Genomic DNA, 16687 nt, shown 5'->3' with positions numbered 1-16687 from the left:
TTCGATGCCTCCACCAATGCAGAGAGGTGGTGCCCAGGCTGGCGTTGAGGATAAGCCTTTGGCGACGCCTTGGCAAATCGCCGTGCCTTACAGCTGCTGGACGCATGTCGGCATCGTCTATTCCCACTCGAGTTCGGCAAATGCGGCCGTTGCGTTGCGCTGGTTGTAGTCGTCGAACAGGTGCCAATTATCCCGTTCGGTTTCGCCAGCGGTTTTGACTGCTTCGCGCAGCGGCGTTCCGTCGGCGATCGCCTTTCGGATATCGCGCGCCAGAATCTCGAAATAGCGTCGCTCCCCCGCCAGCGCCTGTGGCCAGTCGGCCGTTACAGGACCATGACCTGGAACGACGCGCGTGGCGTCGATCGCGGTGAGCGCATCCATCTGGCGGAGCCATCCAAGCAGTGATCCGTCGAGCGTCGGCAAGGAGCCCATGAACACGAGATCGCCGGCAAAAAGCGTTCTGGTCGCGGTATCGAATACGGTCAGGTCGTTGTCGGTGTGCGCCGCCTTCCATGCCCGCAGTTCAATCATGCGCCCGCCGAGGTCGAGTTGCAGGCGATCGTCGACCAGCATGGTCGGCGGCACGATCTCGATCCCCTCCATCAACGCCTCGCCAAGCTGTTCGCGATAGTTGTGCAGATAGAACGCTCCACGCGCCTCGAGAGCACGCGGCAGATTGCGGTGACCGACGATGGTCGCGCCGATCTTCCGGAATGCCGCATTGCCGAAGATGTGGTCGGGATGCATGTGGGTGTTGACCAGGAAGCGAACCGGCTTTGCTGTCAGCTTTCCGATCGCGGCGAGAAAGGCCTGCGCCTCGATCAGGCTGCCACCGCTGTCGATGACGGCAACCGCATCGGTGCCGATGACGGCGCCCAGATTGCAGATCGCACCGTTGTTGGCGGCGGTCATCAATTCATCCGCGCCCTGGAAGGCGAAGACGCCGTCGGCGATTTGCGTGGTCGAGAACCGCAAGCTGCCGCCTGCGGCCAGAACGGCTCGTCCGAGGCAGCATGGCAGCAAGGCGGCGCTGGCAGCGGTGCAGGTGAAGCCACTCACAAGCCTGCGTCTTAGCCGATCAACCGACATGAAGGCCTCCGATATGCATTTCGCCAGCAGGCGATCAGGTGACGTCCGGAAATCTATGATGGAACGACCGCAGGAGGTCGCTCATCACCTGCGAATTGCGATGTTGCCGTGGCAACCGTACGTCGAACACGCCGAGCACATGGGTTGGCCGTGGCGCGAGCACGATGATGCGGTCCGACAGCATCAGTGCCTCGCGTAGATTGTGCGTCACCATCAAGGCGGTCGTTGGCCGTGCCGACCACACGGTCAAAAGCAGATGCCGAAGCCGCTCGGCGGTCTGTTCGTCGAGCGAGACAAAAGGTTCGTCCAGGAAAAGCACCGCCGGCTCGGTGGCGAAAGCCCTGGCAAGTGCTGCCCTGCGCGCAAGGCCGAGCGACAGTTCGGCAGGATAGAGCGAGCGCATGCCGGCGAGGCCGAGCGTGTCGAACAGCCCGTCGAGATTTTTCGCTCTCAAGCTTTTGGGCAACGCCAGCCTGACATTCTGTTCCACCGTTCGCCACGGCAGCAGGGTCGGTTCCTGGAATACGGCGGCGATGCGGTTCGAACCTCCTTGCGGCAACTGAAAGGAGCCGGAAAAGTCTTTGTCCAAGCCAAGCAGGATACGCAGCGTCGTGGTTTTGCCGCAGCCCGACGGTCCCAGCAAGCAGGCGAATTCGCCTTGCCGGACCTCGAAGGAAAGGTCCTGAAGCGCCGTGATCGAGACGCCTCGCGTGGACCTGAAGGTCTTTTCGGCGATGTCGACCTTAAGCGGGACGACGGCGCCAACGGGTTGCATGTCGTTCAACGGGCTGCACCAGGAGAAGTTCAATGACAAGCATCACCGCCACGAAAGCCAGCGTGTAGGCAAGGATGGCGGCGACATCGAAGAGCTGGAAATAGAGATGGATCTGGAAGCCGACACCGTTCGAGCGGCCGAGCAGTTCGACGACCAGGACGATCTTCCAGATGAGGGCAATGCCGGATCGCGATGCGGCGGCAAGATAGGGCTGCAATTGCGGCAGCAGGATATGGCGGATGCGTTCAAGGCGGCCGAAGCGATAGACGGTGGCCATTTCGGCGTAACTTGGATCAAGCGCCCTGGCGCCTTCGCGCATCGTCACCACGACATTCGGGATCTTGTTCACCGCCACCGCGCCGATCGCCGCCGCCTCGTTGAGGCCGAACCAAATGTAGCCGAGGACGATGACCACCAGCGCCGGGATGTTGAGGAACAGGATCACCCATGGGTTGAAAAAGCGGTCGACGCGACGATGGCTGCCGAGCAAAACGCCGATGACGGATCCGATGATCATGGCGACGATATATGCCGCGGCGACCCGGCCGAGAGTCACGCCGAGATGGTAAAAGAGGTCGCCGCTCGCAGCCTCCCTGAGAAGCACCTGCCAGACCTGCCGAGGCCCTGGAAAGGCACGGCTTGGCCAGACACTTGCCGCAAGGTTCCACAGCAGGCAAAGCCCGAGCAGGGAGACCGCAACAGTCAGCGCGGGCATGAGTGCCGTCGCCAGACTGCGTCGGCCGGACATGCTCGGCGGAGCATCACGCGTGCCGTCGGTTCCCAATGCGGTCATTTCCGGGGATCCTGCCAGAACGTGCCGGGCGCCATTTCCGGCGCGCTGCCGACAAGTTTCGCGCCGCCGATCGCCGCCAGCACATGGTATAGCCTGCCGGCGTCGGCCGCTTCCTCCGCGACCGACCGTCTGGGAATGCCCTGGCGGTAGCGATCGCGCAGCTTTTCCAGTTCCTTGCCTTCCGCGCGAATGATCGGCGCCAGGCGCAGCCATTCGTCATCGGATCTGGCCAGCAAGTCCTTGGCTTGCGCGGACGCCCTCACGAAACCCCTGACTGCATCCGGGTTCTCGTTTGCCCATTGGTCATGGAAGACGTAACCGAGGGTCGAAACGGGTCCCAGAGCCCCGAGCGACTTTGCCGCGTCGTTCACGCCGATCAGTCGACGGAAGCCATTGGCCTCGAGACGGGCGCAAAAATGCCAGAAATTCAGCACCGCATCGAGTTCGCCCTGTATCGCCTTTTCCGAAATCAGCGGCGGCGCGCCGAAGACGATGTCGCTGGCTGCCGACAGGTCGACGCCGAGATCGCGTCTGCTCAGCGCTTGTATAAGCAGCCAACTCTTGTCGAGCGGGCCGCCGGCGACGCCGATTTTCTTGTCCTCGAGATCGGCGACCGTCCGGATCGGCGAATCCTCCTTCACCATGATCGCCCCCACGGAGGTCGAATAGGGGGTCAATGTGAGGTCGCCGCCTTCGGAGCGCTGGCGCGAGACCCACAGCCAGTCGGAGACGATCATGTCGATCGCGCCAGCCAGCATCGCGACGTTGGTTGCATCCTCGCCGGCGAAGTCGATGATCTCCAGATCGATCCCGTTGGCGGCATCGAATTTGTGCCGCCTTAGCGTATCGAGTTCCCAACTCACGGTTCCGAACTTCAGCACACCGAGGCGAATCCTGGCTGCCGCAACGACCGGCCTGGTAGCAAGAACAGCGGCTGTCCCGAGAACCGCCAGACGCAGCGTCATGCGCCGTGAAACCATCATGACACCTCCTCCCCAGGGTTCCGCGCTGCCAAATTAGATGGCTCGTTCCTTGCTCGGAAATGCGCATTTCCAGCGCATGACCTTGAGGTTCGGGTGTTCTTGAGACCATTTCGCGATTTCGCTGGGGGCAAGGATCATGCATTGGAACAGAGTGCCGCGGCTCTCGAAATAGAGATGTTCGTCTCGGCAATTGCTCGGATTGGCGCTGAGGCAAACCGTCAATATGAGATCGACCATGTCCATTCAGCACCTCTTGCGCGTTCCCAAACGCCCATATCGGCAAGCCCAGCCCAACCAGGAGCGAGGACAAAATCACCGCTTGCCGGATTTCCCGAGGTGCCAATGGAGAAACCGGAATGAGGTCAAGCTACGCGCTCGCCGGATAGCCGTCAACAAAGACGAATGGACAGGTCTCTTGAGCACCCAGGCCTCTAAACCTTTGTACGATTGACTTTCACAACATGCCAATTAGCTTCTGAGCCACGCGGCGCGGCTCCACGGGAGAAGCGGATATTCCACTCCACCGCGTAAGGCGCATGCAGACGGATCAAAGGATCGGCATGCGCAAATCGTCCAGGGCACCCAGACGATCAATGAGGAAATACCATGCGCGCAATCGCATTTTTCGCAGTCATGTCCGTTGTGCCCTTCATGGCGAGCCAATCCCAGGCCCAGGATGCGGCGGCCGGTGAGAAGGTCTTCGCCAAATGCAAGGTCTGCCATGCCGCCGACCAGGACAAGAACAAGGTCGGCCCGTCGTTGAACGGCGTCATAGGCCGAACGGCTGGGACACACCCGGGGTTCAGCTATTCTCAGGCGATGGTCGCGGCTGGAAAATCCGGCGTCAAATGGGATGAGCCCTCGCTGAAGACCTATCTTCACGATCCCAAGGCCATGATCAAAGGAACGAAGATGGCGTTTGTCGGCCTCAAGCAGGACGAAGACATCGCCAATGTCATTGCCTATCTGAAGCAATTCTCGAAATAGAGCGCAGCCGGCCGTTCGAATTTGCGTTCGGCCGGCGGACGCCTTGATCACGCATCGGCTTGCAGCTTCTGCATGGCCGAAGGCAGATCGAAAAGGCTGTCGCAAACAAGGTCGGCGCCAAGCTCTTCCACCGGAATGTGGCTGTAGCCGCCGCGCAACAGAATGACGGCCATGCCGGCGGCGCGTGCGGCACCCAGGTCAGCGCCACTGTCTCCGACCAGCAGCGCGTCACCGGCGTCGACCCCAAGCTGTGCCAACGCCAGCAGCAGGGCATCGGGCGCCGGTTTCAGGAATGTCACCGCGTCTCCGCCAACGATTGCGCCGAAATATTCCGTCAATCCGAAATGAAGCAGGATTTCGCGGGTCGCCAACTGCGGTTTGTTGGTTGCCACGCCCATGCTTACTCCGCCCAAATGAAAGTGGGTGAGAGCCTCCCTGACTCCAGGCATCAGCCTTGTCAGGCCGGTCAGATGCCGGCGGTAGATAGGCGCCATGACGCGATGGGCCTCATCGAGAGCGTTGCCGAGCAGTGGCGCTCCCGACGCGGCGAAGGCTCGCTCGATCAATTTCCTGACGCCGCCGCCGATCATGGCCGTGACCTGATCCAGGCGCAGCGGCGGCAGACCGCGACTGGCCAGCAGTTCGTTGACGGCGGCCGCTATGTCCGGTGCCGAGTCGACCAGCGTGCCGTCGAGATCGAACAGGATCGCCTTCGGCGATCGAAGCGGCCTACCTGCACCGACGTTCATGCGGCATCCTTCCACTTGATCGAGCAGCCGATCGAGGCGATCTGGTCCAGCGGCCCGTCGCCGGTTCGGGCAACCTGCTTCATCGCCTCGAACAGGTCGCGTCTCAGCCCGGGCGCTCCGGCTTCTCGTCGCGAGGCGTCCAGCCGACCGCGATATTGCAGTCCCAACTCGCTGTTGAACCCGAAGAAATCGGGAGTGCACACGGCTGCGTAATCGCGCGCCACAGTTTGGTGCTGGTCGTGCAGGTAAGGGAAGCTGAAGCCGTTCGTCGTGGCGAAGAGCTTCATTTGGTCGAAGGAATCCTCCGGGTAGGTGTCGGCATCGTTTGAGTTGATCGCGACAAAGCCGATACCTTCGGCCTTGAGGTCGTTGGCATCGCGCACGATACGTGAAATCACTGCCTTCACATAAGGGCAGTGATTGCAGATGAAGGCCACGACCAGACCGTTCGGGCCGGCCTGGCTGAAGATCGAATGCGACCTGCCGTCGACGCCAGGCAAAACGGCATCGATGGCGCGCCAGCCGAAATCGCAGACAGGGGGGACGGCCGCCATGCTTGCCTCCGATGGAATTGTTTACGCCGCTTTCCGGATCGCACCGTCGGCCGTCTGTCGGATGGCTCCAATGTTGGTGCGATAAGCCGCCTCGGTGCCCCCCTTGAACACGGCCGACCCGGCGACCAGCACATTGGCCCCGGCCGCGGCGACCAGCGGGGCGGTTTCGGCCGTGACGCCGCCATCGATTTCGATGTCAATCGGGCGGTGGCCAACCAGTGCCTTGATTCGCCTGATCTTCTCGATGACCGCGGAAATGAAGGCCTGGCCGCCAAAGCCTGGATTGACCGTCATCAGCAGCACTAGGTCAAGCCTGTCGAGCACATACTCGATGACGCTCTCCGGCGTCGAAGGATTCAGCGATACGCCGGCCTTCTTGCCGAGATTTTTGATCGCCTGCAGGGAACGATCGAGATGCGGCCCGGCCTCGGCGTGCACCGTGATGATGTCGCAGCCGGCGTTGGCGAAGGCGGCCAGATAGGGGTCGGCCGGCGCGATCATCAGATGGCAATCGAAAATTTTGTCCGTTCGGTCGCGGATCGCCTTGATCACCGGCGGACCGAAGGTGATGTTGGGTACGAAATGGCCGTCCATCACGTCGAGATGGATCCAGTCGGCACCCGCCCGCACGACAGCTTCGACCTCATCGCCGAGCCGCGAGAAATCCGCGGAAAGCACGGAGGGTGCGATGATTGTCCTGGTGACCATGGTCGTCGTCTCCAATTCTGTCTGCGGGTGTTGGTCGCTGCGCCAGCCGGCTCCATCCCGTCAGCGCATCTTCGTCTCCGGTTCGCCTTCGAGTTTCCCTTCCGCGAACACGCGGCTGCCGCGAATGTCGGATTCCTCGATGGTGACAAGATCGGCTTTGGTCAACACCCGGCTGCGCGATGCGAAAAGCCGGTTGGCCTGCCGCAGCCGCGCCCGGTCGAGCCCATTGCGGACCGAACGCGCGTTGGAGAAATGCGGCAGCCTCATGCGGATCGGAAGATACTCTTCGAGCGCACGGGACGCCGCCTCGCTGAGGCGATAATTCTGCTCCGCGAGCATAATCTCGGCGATCGATTTCAGTTCGCTGACGCCATAGTCGGGGAAATCGAGGTGATGGGCGATGCGCGAACGCATGCCGGGATTGCTGTCGAAGAAGCGGTCCATCTTGTTCTTGTAGCCGGCAAGGATCACAACCAGATCGTCACGGTTGTTCTCCATGCACTGCAGCAGGATTTCGATCGATTCCTGGCCGTAGTCGCGTTCGTTCTCGGGCTTGTAGAGATAATAGGCCTCGTCGATGAAAAGCACGCCGCCCATGGCACGCTTGATCACCTCGCGGGTCTTGGGCGCGGTGTGGCCCACATACTGGCCGACGAGATCGTCGCGCGTCACGGCGACCATGTGGCCTTCGCGGACATAGCCCAGACGATGCAGGATTTCGGCCATCCTCAGCGCCACGGTGGTCTTTCCGGTGCCGGGATTTCCCGTAAAGTTCATGTGCAGCGTCGGGGCGCCCGAAGTCAGCCCGAACTTGCGGCGAAGCCGGTCGACCAGGAGGAGAGCGGCGATCTCGCGGATGCGGGTCTTGACCGGCTTCAGGCCAACGAGTTCACGGTCGAGCTTGTCCATGACCTCGTCGATGTTGGACGCCTCGAACTCGGCCTGCAGATCAACCGTCGCGTCCTGTGCGGCAGCGTCCTTGGTCATCGCGTTCAGCATGGTTCGGCTAGCTCCGCTCGCCCTCGGGCCTGTCGGTCGCATAAGGCACGATCGAATAACCCTGACTGCGGCCGTCGCGCTCCTGGCGCAGCAGCCGGAACCCGGGTTCGCTGGGCGGCCGGTTGACAATGAACGACATGCGCGGCGCTTCCCAGCCCTTGGTCGAATCGAAGGCGGTTACCCGCACATACATGTTCGGACACGCTTTCCGGCAAGCGTTGACCTCGAGCAGTATGCCCGCCGGATCTTTCAAGTCGAACATCGGGTTGCCGTACATTTCCCAATAGGTATTTCGCGGATGCGGATCGTCCGTGTACTCGACGCTGACCGCCCAATGGTTCTTCAGCGCGTATTTGATCTGCGCCGAAATCTGCTCGTCGGTCAGGTCGGGCAGGAACGAGAACTGCCCCTGTGTGACCTTGTTTCCCGGATTGGTCATCATGACGACGGTTCCTTTCGTCTAGAAGCTGGGCGTTGCGGTTGGCACGAAGTCGGCCGTGTCGGTCGATTCGTAGTTGAAGGTGACGTCCTTCCAGGTCTCCAGGGCAGCCTTCAGCGGCGTGCACCATCTGGCCGCCTGTTCGAGGATCTTGGTTCCTTCGCGCAAATAATCGCGCCCCTCGTTGCGGGCCAGGATCATCGCTTCCAAGGCGACGCGATTGGCCGTCGCGCCTGCCTGGATGCCGTCCGGATGGCCGATCGTGCCACCGCCGAACTGCAGGATGACATCCTCGCCGAGATAGTGGATCAACTGGTGCATCTGGCCGGCATGGATGCCGCCCGAGGCGACGGGCATCACCTTGTTGAGCGAGGCCCATTCCTGATCGAAGAACAGCCCGGTTTCGAGGTTCTGCGGCGTGCGCTCCTCGCGCAGCGTGTCATAAAATCCCTTGATCATGAGCGGGTCGCCTTCCAGCTTGCCGACCACCGTGCCGGCATGGATGTGGTCGACGCCGGCCATGCGCATCCATTTGCAGATGACGCGGAAATTCATGCCGTGGTTCTTCTGGCGCGAATAGGTCGAGTTGCCGGCACGGTGCAGGTGCAGGATCATGTCGTTGCGGCGCGCCCACTTGGCCATCGACTGGATCGCCGTGTAGCCGATGACGAGGTCGATCATGACGATGCAGGAGCCAAGCTGCTTGGCGAATTCGGCGCGCTCGTACATCTCCTCCATCGTGCCGGCGGTGACGTTGAGATAATGTCCTTTGACCTCGCCGGTGGCGGCCGACGCCTTGTTCACGGCCTCCATGCAGTAGAGGAAGCGGTCGCGCCAGTGCATGAAGGGCTGCGAGTTAATGTTCTCGTCGTCCTTGACGAAGTCGAGGCCGCCCTTCAGCGCTTCGTAAACGACGCGCCCGTAATTGCGTCCCGACAGGCCGAGCTTCGGCTTCGTCGTCGCGCCGAGCAGCGGCCGGCCGAACTTGTCGAGCCGCTCACGCTCCACCACGATACCGGTCGCCGGCCCCTGGAAGGTTTTGAGGTACGCCACCGGGATACGCATGTCTTCCAGCCGCAGCGCCTTGACTGCCTTGAAGCCGAACACATTGCCGATGATCGATGCGGTCAGATTGGCGATCGAGCCCGGCTCGAACAGGTCGAGGTCGTAGGCGATGTAGGCGAAGTACTGTTGCTCGGTCTTGGTTCCGGGACCGGTGTTCGGCACCGGCTCGGATCTGAACGCCTTGGCGCGATAGAGCTCGCAGGCCGTCAGTCGGTCGGTCCACACCACGGTCCACGTCGCGGTGGAGGATTCACCGGCGATGGCCGCCGCCGCCTCCTCGTGGTCGACGCCCGGCTGCGGCGTGATCCGGAACATGGCGATCAGATCGGTCTCCTTGGGCCTGTAGTCCGGCTCCCAGTAGCCCATCTTCTTGTAGGGGATGACCCCTGACTTGTAGCGTTCCTTGCCTTCCTTGAGCGTTCCCGCTGGCAGTATGTCGATCTTGTTCATGACAGGTCTCCTGTTTGTTGCTCAGGCGGCTTTCGCGGTGGCGATATGGGGATCGAGCTTTCCCGCGGCGTAACGTTTCGCCATCTCGTCCATGGCGATGACCTTGATCTTCGAGGCGTTGGACGCCGTACCGAAACGCTCGAACCGGTCCCGGCAAAGGTCGCGCAAGGCATCCATGGCTGGCTTCAGGAATTTACGGGGATCGAACTCGCGCGGGTCTTCCGTCGCGACGCGGCGGAACTGCCCGGCCATGGCCATGCGGCAATCGGTGTCGATGTTGACCTTGCGCACGCCGTAGCGGATGCCGCGCTCTATCTCCTCGACCGGAACGCCAAAGGTCTGGGGCATCTCGCCGCCGTATCTGTTGATAATGTCCTGCAACTCCTGCGGCACCGAGGAAGAGCCGTGCATGACCAGATGCGTGTTGGGCAGCTTTTCGTGGATCGCCTCGATCACCTGCATGGCCAGGATGTCGCCGTCCGGCTTGCGGGTGAATTTGTAGGCGCCGTGCGAGGTGCCGCAGGCGATCGCCAGCGCGTCGACCTGGGTTGCGGTCACAAAGTCGACCGCCTGATCGGGATCGGTCAATAACTGGTCGTGGGAAAGCGCGCCTTCGGCGCCGTGGCCATCCTCTGCCTCGCTTTGACCGGTTTCCAGCGAGCCGAGCACACCCAGTTCGCCTTCGACGGAAGCACCGACCCAATGCGCCATGCGTGCGACGCGTTCGGTTATGGCGACGTTGTAGTCGTAGCTGGCCGGCGTCTTGGCGTCCGCCATCAAGGATCCGTCCATCATCACCGAGGTGAAGCCGTGGCGGATCGCGGAAAGGCAGGTGGCCTCGCTGTTGCCGTGGTCTTGATGGATGCATAGCGGGATGGTCGGGTGGATTTCGGTCAGCGCCTCCATCATCTTGGCCAGCATGATGTCGTTGGCATAGGATCGGGCGCCACGCGAAGCCTGGATGATGACAGGCGCGTCGCAGGCCTTGGCCGCTTCCATGATGGCGAGGCCCTGTTCCATGTTGTTGATGTTGAATGCCGGTACGCCGTAGCCGTGCTCGGCGGCATGGTCGAGAAGCTGGCGAAGGGTGATGCGAGCCATTGTGAATCCTCCTAGATGATGAGCTTCAGCGCCGCTGCAGCAACCGCTTCGGACGTTATGTTGAAATGCCGGTAGAGGTCGGGGGCAGGGGCGCTGGCGCCGAAGCCGGTCATGCCGACGAAAGCGCCGGTCTCGCCGATCCAGCGGTCCCAGCCCAGCCGGGCTGCCGCTTCGACCGCGACGCGCGGCGCCGAGCCGAGGACGGCCTTGCGGGTGGCGCTGTCCTGCTCCTCGAAAAGCTCCCAGCACGGCATCGACACGACGGCGGCGGCGGCGCCATGCTCGGTCTCCAGCCTTTCGGCGGCAGCAACCGCGATCTCGACTTCCGAGCCGGTGGCGATCAGGGTGACGGCGCGGTGCTTTGCCGGCTCGCGCAGGATGTAAGCGCCCTGGCAGGAGCGGTTCTCGTCGCTGTGCGACCGACGCAGCATCGGCAGGTTCTGGCGCGACAGCACCAGGACGCTCGGCCGGTCCTTGCTCTTTAGCGCGAGTTCCCAGCACTCCGCCGTTTCGATGACATCCGCCGGGCGGAAGACGTTGAGATTAGGCGTGGCACGCAGCATCGCAAGGTGCTCGACCGGCTGGTGCGTCGGGCCGTCCTCGCCGAGGCCGATGGAATCGTGTGTCATCACATAGATGACGCGCTGGCCCATGAGCGCCGAGAGCCGCATCGCGCCGCGCGCATAATCGGCGAAGCACAGGAACGTACCGCCATAGGGCACGAAACCGCCATGCAGCGCGATGCCGTTCATGGCGGCCGCCATGCCGTGCTCACGAATGCCGTAGTGAATGTAGCGGCCGGCATAGTCACCCGGTGCAATGCGGTTCATGCCCTTGGTGATCGTCAGATTCGAATGCGTCAGATCGGCCGAGCCGCCGACGGTCAACTCCGTTGCGCCGTTGATGACCTCCAGCGCCATTTCGGAGGCTTTTCGCGTCGCCACCTTGGTTGCCTTCTCGATATGTTCGCGACGAAAGGCGTCGAGCGCTTCGAAGACCGTATCAGGCAGTTCGGCGGCGACAGCGTTTTCAAAAGCCTCGCGCCGCGGCGAGGCGGCAAGCCGCTGCTCCCAGGCGCGCCGCATCGCTTCGCCGCGACCGGCAATCTCGCGCCAGGCGAAAAGGATATCATCCGGCACATCGAACGGTGCGTGCGCCCAGCCGATGTTTTCGCGTGTCGCGGCGATCTCTGCTTCACCCAGCGGTGCGCCGTGCGTCTTCTCCGAACCGCCGAGATTGGGGGCACCCATGCCGATCACTGTGCGGCAGGCAATCAGCGATGGCCGATCCGACCGCCGCGCCGCCTCGATTGCCGCGGCGACTGCCTCCATGTCGTGGCCGGCGACACTTTGGACATCCCAGCCGGCGGCCTTGAAGCGCGCCGGCTGGTCCATCGACGTGGAGAGGGAGGTCGGCCCGTCAATGGAAATCGCATTGTCGTCCCAGAAGACGATCAGGCGGGAAAGCTTCAGGTGACCAGCGAGGTCTATTGCCTCGTGACTGATTCCCTCCTGAAGGCAGCCGTCGCCCGCAATGACATAGGTATGATGATCGACCAGATCGGCACCGTGGCGGGCGGCAAGCATGCGTTCCGCCAGCGCCATGCCGACCGCCGTGGAAATGCCCTGTCCCAGCGGTCCGGTGGTGGTCTCCACGCCAAGCGCATGGCCATATTCCGGATGTCCGGCGGTGCGGCTGCCCAACTGCCGAAATCGCTGCAATTCCTCGATCTGCATGTCTTCATAGCCGAGCAGATGATGCAGCGCGTATTGCAGCATCGAGCCGTGGCCGGCTGAAAGCACGAAACGGTCACGGTCGGGCCAGTCCGGCCTCGACGGATCGATATTGATGAAGCGGTTGAACAGCACCGTTGCGACGTCGGCCATGCCCATCGGCATGCCAGGGTGACCCGAATTCGCCTTTTGGACGCTGTCCATCGCCAGCGCGCGAATGGCGTTCGCCATGTCGCGCTCCGAGACGGGAGCGGTTGTGGTGACGGGCTTCAGTGCTGTTTGGCTGGTCATTGCATCCTCCTCACGACACACGGCTCTTGCGTTCAATCAATTGCAGGATGAGCGGCGTCAGGATCAGTTGCATGGCAAGATCGAGCTTGTTGCCTGGCACCACTATGGAATTTGGCCGCGACATGAACGAGTCGTGGATCATCGACAGCAGATACGGAAAATCGATGCCGCGCGGATTGGCGAAGCGGATAACCAGCATCGATTCGTCGGGCGTCGGGATCCAGCGCGCGATGAACGGGTTGGACGTGTCGACGATCGGCACGCGCTGGAAGTTGATGGCGGTCTGCGAGAATTGCGGGACGATGTAGCGGACATAGTCGGGCATCCGGCGCAGGATCACGTCCATCACCGCCTCGGTGGAATAGCCGCGTGTCGAACGGTCGCGATGGATCTTCTGGATCCATTCGAGATTGATGACCGGCACGACCCCTATCTTGAGATCCGCATGCTTGGCCAAATTGATCGTGTCGGTGACGACACAGCCGTGCAGCCCCTCGTAGAAGAGCAGGTCGCTGGGAGCGAATTCGCGCCATTCGGTAAAGGTTCCCGGTGGCGTGCCGTGCTGCTTTTCCTCTTCCTCATCGTGAATGTAGGTGCGGGTCTTGCCGGTTCCGCGGCGGCCATATTCCGCGAACACCTCTTCGAGAATTCCGAGTTCGTTGGCCGCGGCATTGAAATGGGTGAAGTTCGGGTTGCCGGCCTTTTCCTCCTCGGCCACCTTTGCCTTCATCGCCGCGCGATCGTAGCGGTGGAAGGCGTCGCCTTCGATGAAAGCGGCCTCGATGTTCTCGCGCCGGAAAATCAGATCGAAGATGCGCTTGACCGAGGTCGTGCCGGCGCCCGACGACCCGGTGATGGTGATGATGGGGTGCTTGGCTGACATGGTGCTGCTCAGGCTCTGAACAGGCCGCGGCGGCTGAACAGCGGCGCACGCTCACCGATGTTGCTCGGCTCTGTGTGGTAGCGGGTGATGCGCGCGACTTCCCGCGCCGACCCGAAGATCATCGGCACGCGCTGATGCAGGCTCTCGGGTTCGATTTCCAGGATTCGGTTGATTGCATCGGTGGCGGCACCACCAGCCTGTTCTATGAGATAGGCGATCGGGTTGGCCTCGTAGACGAGGCGCAGCCGTCCCTGACCATAGCCCTTGCGTCGATCGCCGGGGTAGAGAAAAACGCCGCCGCGCATCAATATGCGGTAACAGTCGGCAACCAGAGAGGCGATCCAGCGCATGTTGAAATCCTTCTCGCGCGGTCCTTCGGTGCCCTCCAGGCAGTCGTCGACATAGAGCCGCACGGCCTCGTCCCAGTGCCGGTAGTTGGCGGCGTTGATGGCGAATTCCTGAGTGCGTTGCGGAATGATCCGGCTTTCATAGGCCTGGACGAAGGTGCCGAGCCTTGTCGAGAAGACGAAGACATGGGTGCCGCTGCCGAGCGACAGGACGAGTGCCAGCTGCGGCCCATAGATGAAGAAACCGGCGCCTAGCTGGTTCACGCCCGCCTGCAGGAAAGAGGCGGCCGGATCAGCGTCCGGCGCGCCAGTTGCGGTCAGGAGCGAGAAGATCGTTCCGATCGAGACGTTGGTGTCGATGTTGGAAGAGCCGTCGAGCGGGTCGATCGCGATGGCTAGTGGCGCTTGCCTGTCGAGCAGGACCGGCTGCTCCAGTTCCTCGGAGGCGTAAAGCGCGACAGGCGCCCGGCGCATGGCGTCGAGGAAGATGTCGTCGGAGAAGACGTCGAGATCCTTCTGGACGTCGCCGTCGGCATTGGCGCCACGGGTTTCGGCAAAGGCGGCGCCGAGCACCCCTTGGTTGATGGTGTTGCGGACCTTGATGGCGGCCTGTGTCAACTGACGGACGGTCGTCACAACTGCCGAGCGGAATTCGTCAGGCTGGCCGAGATAGGAGTTCAGAAAAGCGTCGAGCGTTGCCGCTGGCATCGTAACCTCCCGGTCCGGCCGCATCTCCTCGGAGCGGCTGGACTGGAGGAATGGAAACAAACGTCGCGAGATAAGTAAAATTCAATAACTTTACTTAGCCAGTAAAAATAATTTAGTATGCGGCATGAGGAACCTCACGCTCAAGCATTTCAAGACCATCCAGGCAATCACCAAGTGCGGCAAAATTGTCAGCGCGGCCAAGATGTTAGGTCTGTCTCCTCCAGCGCTGACAATCCAGTTGCGGCAAGTGGAGGAAGAATTCCAGCTGGCTCTGTTCGACCGAACGTCGGACGGCATGCGTCCCACTGCCGCAGGTCGGGCTTTCGTCGAGACAGCGCAGGTTATCGAGGAGCATCTCGGTTTGCTCGAAGACAAGATGGATGCCATCAAGGGCGTACGCACCGGCAGCCTGAGGCTCGGCGTCGTTTCCACTGCCAAATATTTCGCGCCGCGGCTGATGGCTGCGTTCATGAAGGACCATCCCGACATCGACATGCGGCTTGCCATCGGCAACCGCGCCCAGACGATCGACAACCTCAGGAACCACGACATCGACATCGCGCTGATGGGGCGCCCGGCGAAAGAGGTTCCGGTGCGTGCTTCGGTCTTCGGCGATCACCCGCTGGTCATCATCGCGCCGCCAGACCATCCGTTGGTCGCGGCGCGAGATATCTCCAAGGAGCGGATCGCGGAGGAGCATTTCCTTATTCGCGAGCCCGGCTCCGGAACCCGCATCTCGCTGGAAATATTCCTGAGCGACGTGCCTGGCCGCATCGACGATCTCGGTGTCGAGATGGCGTCGAACGAAACGATCAAGCAGGCGGTGATGGCCGGCCTGGGCATCGCCTTCATCTCTGCCCACACCATCGCTGCGGAAACCGAAGCAGGCCGGCTTGTCATCCTCGACGTTGTCGGCATGCCGATCCGCCGGCAATGGTTCTCAGTGATGCGAACCGATCACGCAATCTCGCCGGCCATGGCCACGTTCAACGATTTCCTGATGCGCAAGGGCGCGATGTACCTGCCCCTTTTCGGAAAGCTGTATCCAGACAAGGCGGGATGACATTGCACGAACGCGACGGAAAGTCCGGTGGAGAACGCCCGCGATCGTTGGTGTTATATAAGCGATGTGTTATGTTGCAGTGCGAAAGAGCGGGGGCCACGTCCTTTCACACCCGTAAGCGATCTGTATGTGCAACCCCTGCAGACTGTTCGGAAATCTCCCGGGTAGGGTTCGGGAATTCGATGGGGAAAAGGGGTAATGCTTTACACACTCGTTATGATGGTCTGCCTGACGGATATACCGCGGACCTGCGAACAACGCGAACAAATGGTGGACGGTCTGGCGATGAATCCCGGGACTGCCTTCATGCAGGCGCAGCCGCTGGTGGCTCGGTGGATCGAAACACATCCCGGTTATTTCGTGCAGCGTTGGCGTGTGCTGCCTGGCAGGGAGTCATGAGACAGGCAGCCAAGCTCTATTTCTTCACGACGAGCGTTTCCGAGACGGTCTTCGACAACTGGTAAAGCCGCTGCTCGATTATCGTGGGCACATCGCAGACATAAGTCAGCGACTGGACCCGTTCGGTGAAAATTCGCGTCGCGAAATTCAGCTGGTCGGTTCGCCGTTCGACTTCGTCCGGATCCGCATCGGCCTTGGCGCGCAGCGCGTCGACTTCGGATGCTTCCTTGCGCAACTGTGCCGCCATTTCGAGCTGTTTGTGCGCATAGCGGGAGATGCCGGAGATCACGTGCGAACGCTCGGCGTCCATATGCTCGAACATTCCCTGCACCAGCATCGTCATTTTTGGTGCGACCTGCTCGGGCGGCAGGGAAGTCGCGAAATCCTTGATCTCTTTTTGGGCTTCGGCAATCGGCGTCCGCCGGGCCGCCACCGCTTCGACAAGCGCCGACACACGGGCATCCTTCGCCCAATCTTTCGCGGTCGCAGGAAGCTCCGGCCCATTCCAGATCTGGCCAAGCGAGAGCCGTGGCACCTTACGTTGTATGCAAGGCCAGTCGGGATCGGTGTT

19 protein-coding genes are annotated in these 16687 nt (G+C 61.8%); 3 read left to right on the top strand and 16 right to left on the bottom strand.

Features of this window, described 5'->3' with window-relative positions; all coding sequences use genetic code 11:
- Positions 1–117: 117 nt before the first annotated feature.
- Genes NP503_RS18950 through NP503_RS18930 form a run of 5 tightly spaced genes read right to left on the bottom strand, consistent with a single transcriptional unit; the run spans position 118 to position 3883 of the window.
- Complete coding sequence (locus tag NP503_RS18950; RefSeq protein ID WP_127269857.1) at positions 118–1089, bottom strand: quinoprotein relay system zinc metallohydrolase 2; 972 nt, start codon at positions 1087–1089, stop codon at positions 118–120.
- Between the two features lie 34 nt (positions 1090–1123).
- A complete protein-coding gene (locus NP503_RS18945; protein WP_127269606.1) occupies positions 1124–1864 on the bottom strand; it encodes an ABC transporter ATP-binding protein in 741 nt (246 codons plus the stop codon).
- The gene (locus NP503_RS18940) at positions 1833–2657 is read right to left on the bottom strand and encodes an ABC transporter permease (protein WP_127269855.1); all 825 of its coding nucleotides are present in this window, start codon (positions 2655–2657) and stop codon (positions 1833–1835) included. Before NP503_RS18940 ends, NP503_RS18945 begins: the two co-directional genes overlap by 32 nt.
- On the bottom strand, positions 2654–3640 hold the full coding sequence (locus NP503_RS18935) for an ABC transporter substrate-binding protein (RefSeq protein WP_127269603.1): 987 nt from the start codon (positions 3638–3640) through the stop codon (positions 2654–2656). Before NP503_RS18935 ends, NP503_RS18940 begins: the two co-directional genes overlap by 4 nt.
- A 33-nt stretch (positions 3641–3673) precedes the next feature.
- Positions 3674–3883, bottom strand: a complete 210-nt coding sequence (locus NP503_RS18930; RefSeq protein WP_127269602.1) for a hypothetical protein — start codon at positions 3881–3883, stop codon at positions 3674–3676.
- 363 nt (positions 3884–4246) lie between these two features.
- On the opposite strand from NP503_RS18930, the gene NP503_RS18925 reads away from it, so the two are divergent.
- Positions 4247–4627 carry a cytochrome c family protein gene (locus tag NP503_RS18925; protein WP_127269601.1) on the top strand — a complete coding sequence of 127 codons (381 nt, stop codon included), beginning with the start codon at positions 4247–4249 and terminating at the stop codon, positions 4625–4627.
- 47 nt (positions 4628–4674) lie between these two features.
- Here the strand turns inward: NP503_RS18925 and gph are convergent, their stop codons facing one another.
- Genes gph through NP503_RS18875 form a run of 10 tightly spaced genes read right to left on the bottom strand, consistent with a single transcriptional unit; the run spans position 4675 to position 14654 of the window.
- Positions 4675–5376 carry a phosphoglycolate phosphatase gene (gene gph / locus NP503_RS18920; protein ID WP_127269852.1) on the bottom strand — a complete coding sequence of 234 codons (702 nt, stop codon included), beginning with the start codon at positions 5374–5376 and terminating at the stop codon, positions 4675–4677.
- A complete protein-coding gene (locus NP503_RS18915; RefSeq protein WP_127267897.1) occupies positions 5373–5930 on the bottom strand; it encodes a thioredoxin family protein in 558 nt (185 codons plus the stop codon). The genes gph and NP503_RS18915 overlap by 4 nt, the downstream gene beginning before the upstream one ends.
- Positions 5931–5951: 21 nt before the next feature.
- Entirely contained in the window at positions 5952–6638 is a 687-nt protein-coding gene (gene rpe, locus NP503_RS18910; protein WP_127267898.1) for a ribulose-phosphate 3-epimerase, read from the bottom strand.
- Between the two features lie 60 nt (positions 6639–6698).
- Positions 6699–7637 (bottom strand): CbbX protein, encoded by a 939-nt coding sequence (gene cbbX / locus NP503_RS18905; RefSeq protein ID WP_023810399.1) that lies wholly within the window; start codon positions 7635–7637, stop codon positions 6699–6701.
- 7 nt (positions 7638–7644) lie between these two features.
- Entirely contained in the window at positions 7645–8079 is a 435-nt protein-coding gene (locus NP503_RS18900; protein ID WP_013532057.1) for a ribulose bisphosphate carboxylase small subunit, read from the bottom strand.
- An 18-nt stretch (positions 8080–8097) separates the two neighbouring features.
- Complete coding sequence (locus NP503_RS18895) at positions 8098–9591, bottom strand: ribulose-bisphosphate carboxylase large subunit (RefSeq protein ID WP_013532056.1); 1494 nt, start codon at positions 9589–9591, stop codon at positions 8098–8100.
- Between the two features lie 21 nt (positions 9592–9612).
- Positions 9613–10692, bottom strand: a complete 1080-nt coding sequence (gene fba / locus NP503_RS18890) for a class II fructose-bisphosphate aldolase (protein WP_127267899.1) — start codon at positions 10690–10692, stop codon at positions 9613–9615.
- Positions 10693–10703: 11 nt separating this feature from the next.
- Positions 10704–12716: a transketolase gene (tkt, locus tag NP503_RS18885; protein WP_127267900.1), complete on the bottom strand. Its 2013-nt coding sequence runs from the start codon at positions 12714–12716 to the stop codon at positions 10704–10706.
- 10 nt (positions 12717–12726) lie between these two features.
- Positions 12727–13599 carry a phosphoribulokinase gene (locus NP503_RS18880; RefSeq protein WP_027036917.1) on the bottom strand — a complete coding sequence of 291 codons (873 nt, stop codon included), beginning with the start codon at positions 13597–13599 and terminating at the stop codon, positions 12727–12729.
- Between the two features lie 8 nt (positions 13600–13607).
- A complete protein-coding gene (locus NP503_RS18875; RefSeq protein WP_023810405.1) occupies positions 13608–14654 on the bottom strand; it encodes a class 1 fructose-bisphosphatase in 1047 nt (348 codons plus the stop codon).
- Between the two features lie 124 nt (positions 14655–14778).
- On the opposite strand from NP503_RS18875, the gene NP503_RS18870 reads away from it, so the two are divergent.
- Together NP503_RS18870 and NP503_RS18865 are read left to right on the top strand one after the other, a co-directional pair.
- Entirely contained in the window at positions 14779–15717 is a 939-nt protein-coding gene (locus tag NP503_RS18870; RefSeq protein WP_127269850.1) for a LysR family transcriptional regulator, read from the top strand.
- Between the two features lie 198 nt (positions 15718–15915).
- The gene (locus tag NP503_RS18865) at positions 15916–16116 is read left to right on the top strand and encodes a hypothetical protein (RefSeq protein ID WP_127269848.1); all 201 of its coding nucleotides are present in this window, start codon (positions 15916–15918) and stop codon (positions 16114–16116) included.
- Positions 16117–16132: 16 nt separating this feature from the next.
- Here NP503_RS18865 and NP503_RS18860 read toward each other — a convergent pair whose 3' ends face one another.
- Entirely contained in the window at positions 16133–16570 is a 438-nt protein-coding gene (locus NP503_RS18860) for a hypothetical protein (protein WP_245456783.1), read from the bottom strand.
- Between the last annotated feature and the right edge of the window lie 117 nt (positions 16571–16687).

The sequence above is a fragment of the Mesorhizobium sp. SEMIA396 genome (genome assembly GCF_024518615.1).
Classification (GTDB): Bacteria; Pseudomonadota; Alphaproteobacteria; order Rhizobiales; family Rhizobiaceae; genus Mesorhizobium.
The sequence above is the reverse complement of the archived record's forward strand: the minus strand, read 5'-3'. Positions and strand labels throughout refer to the sequence as shown.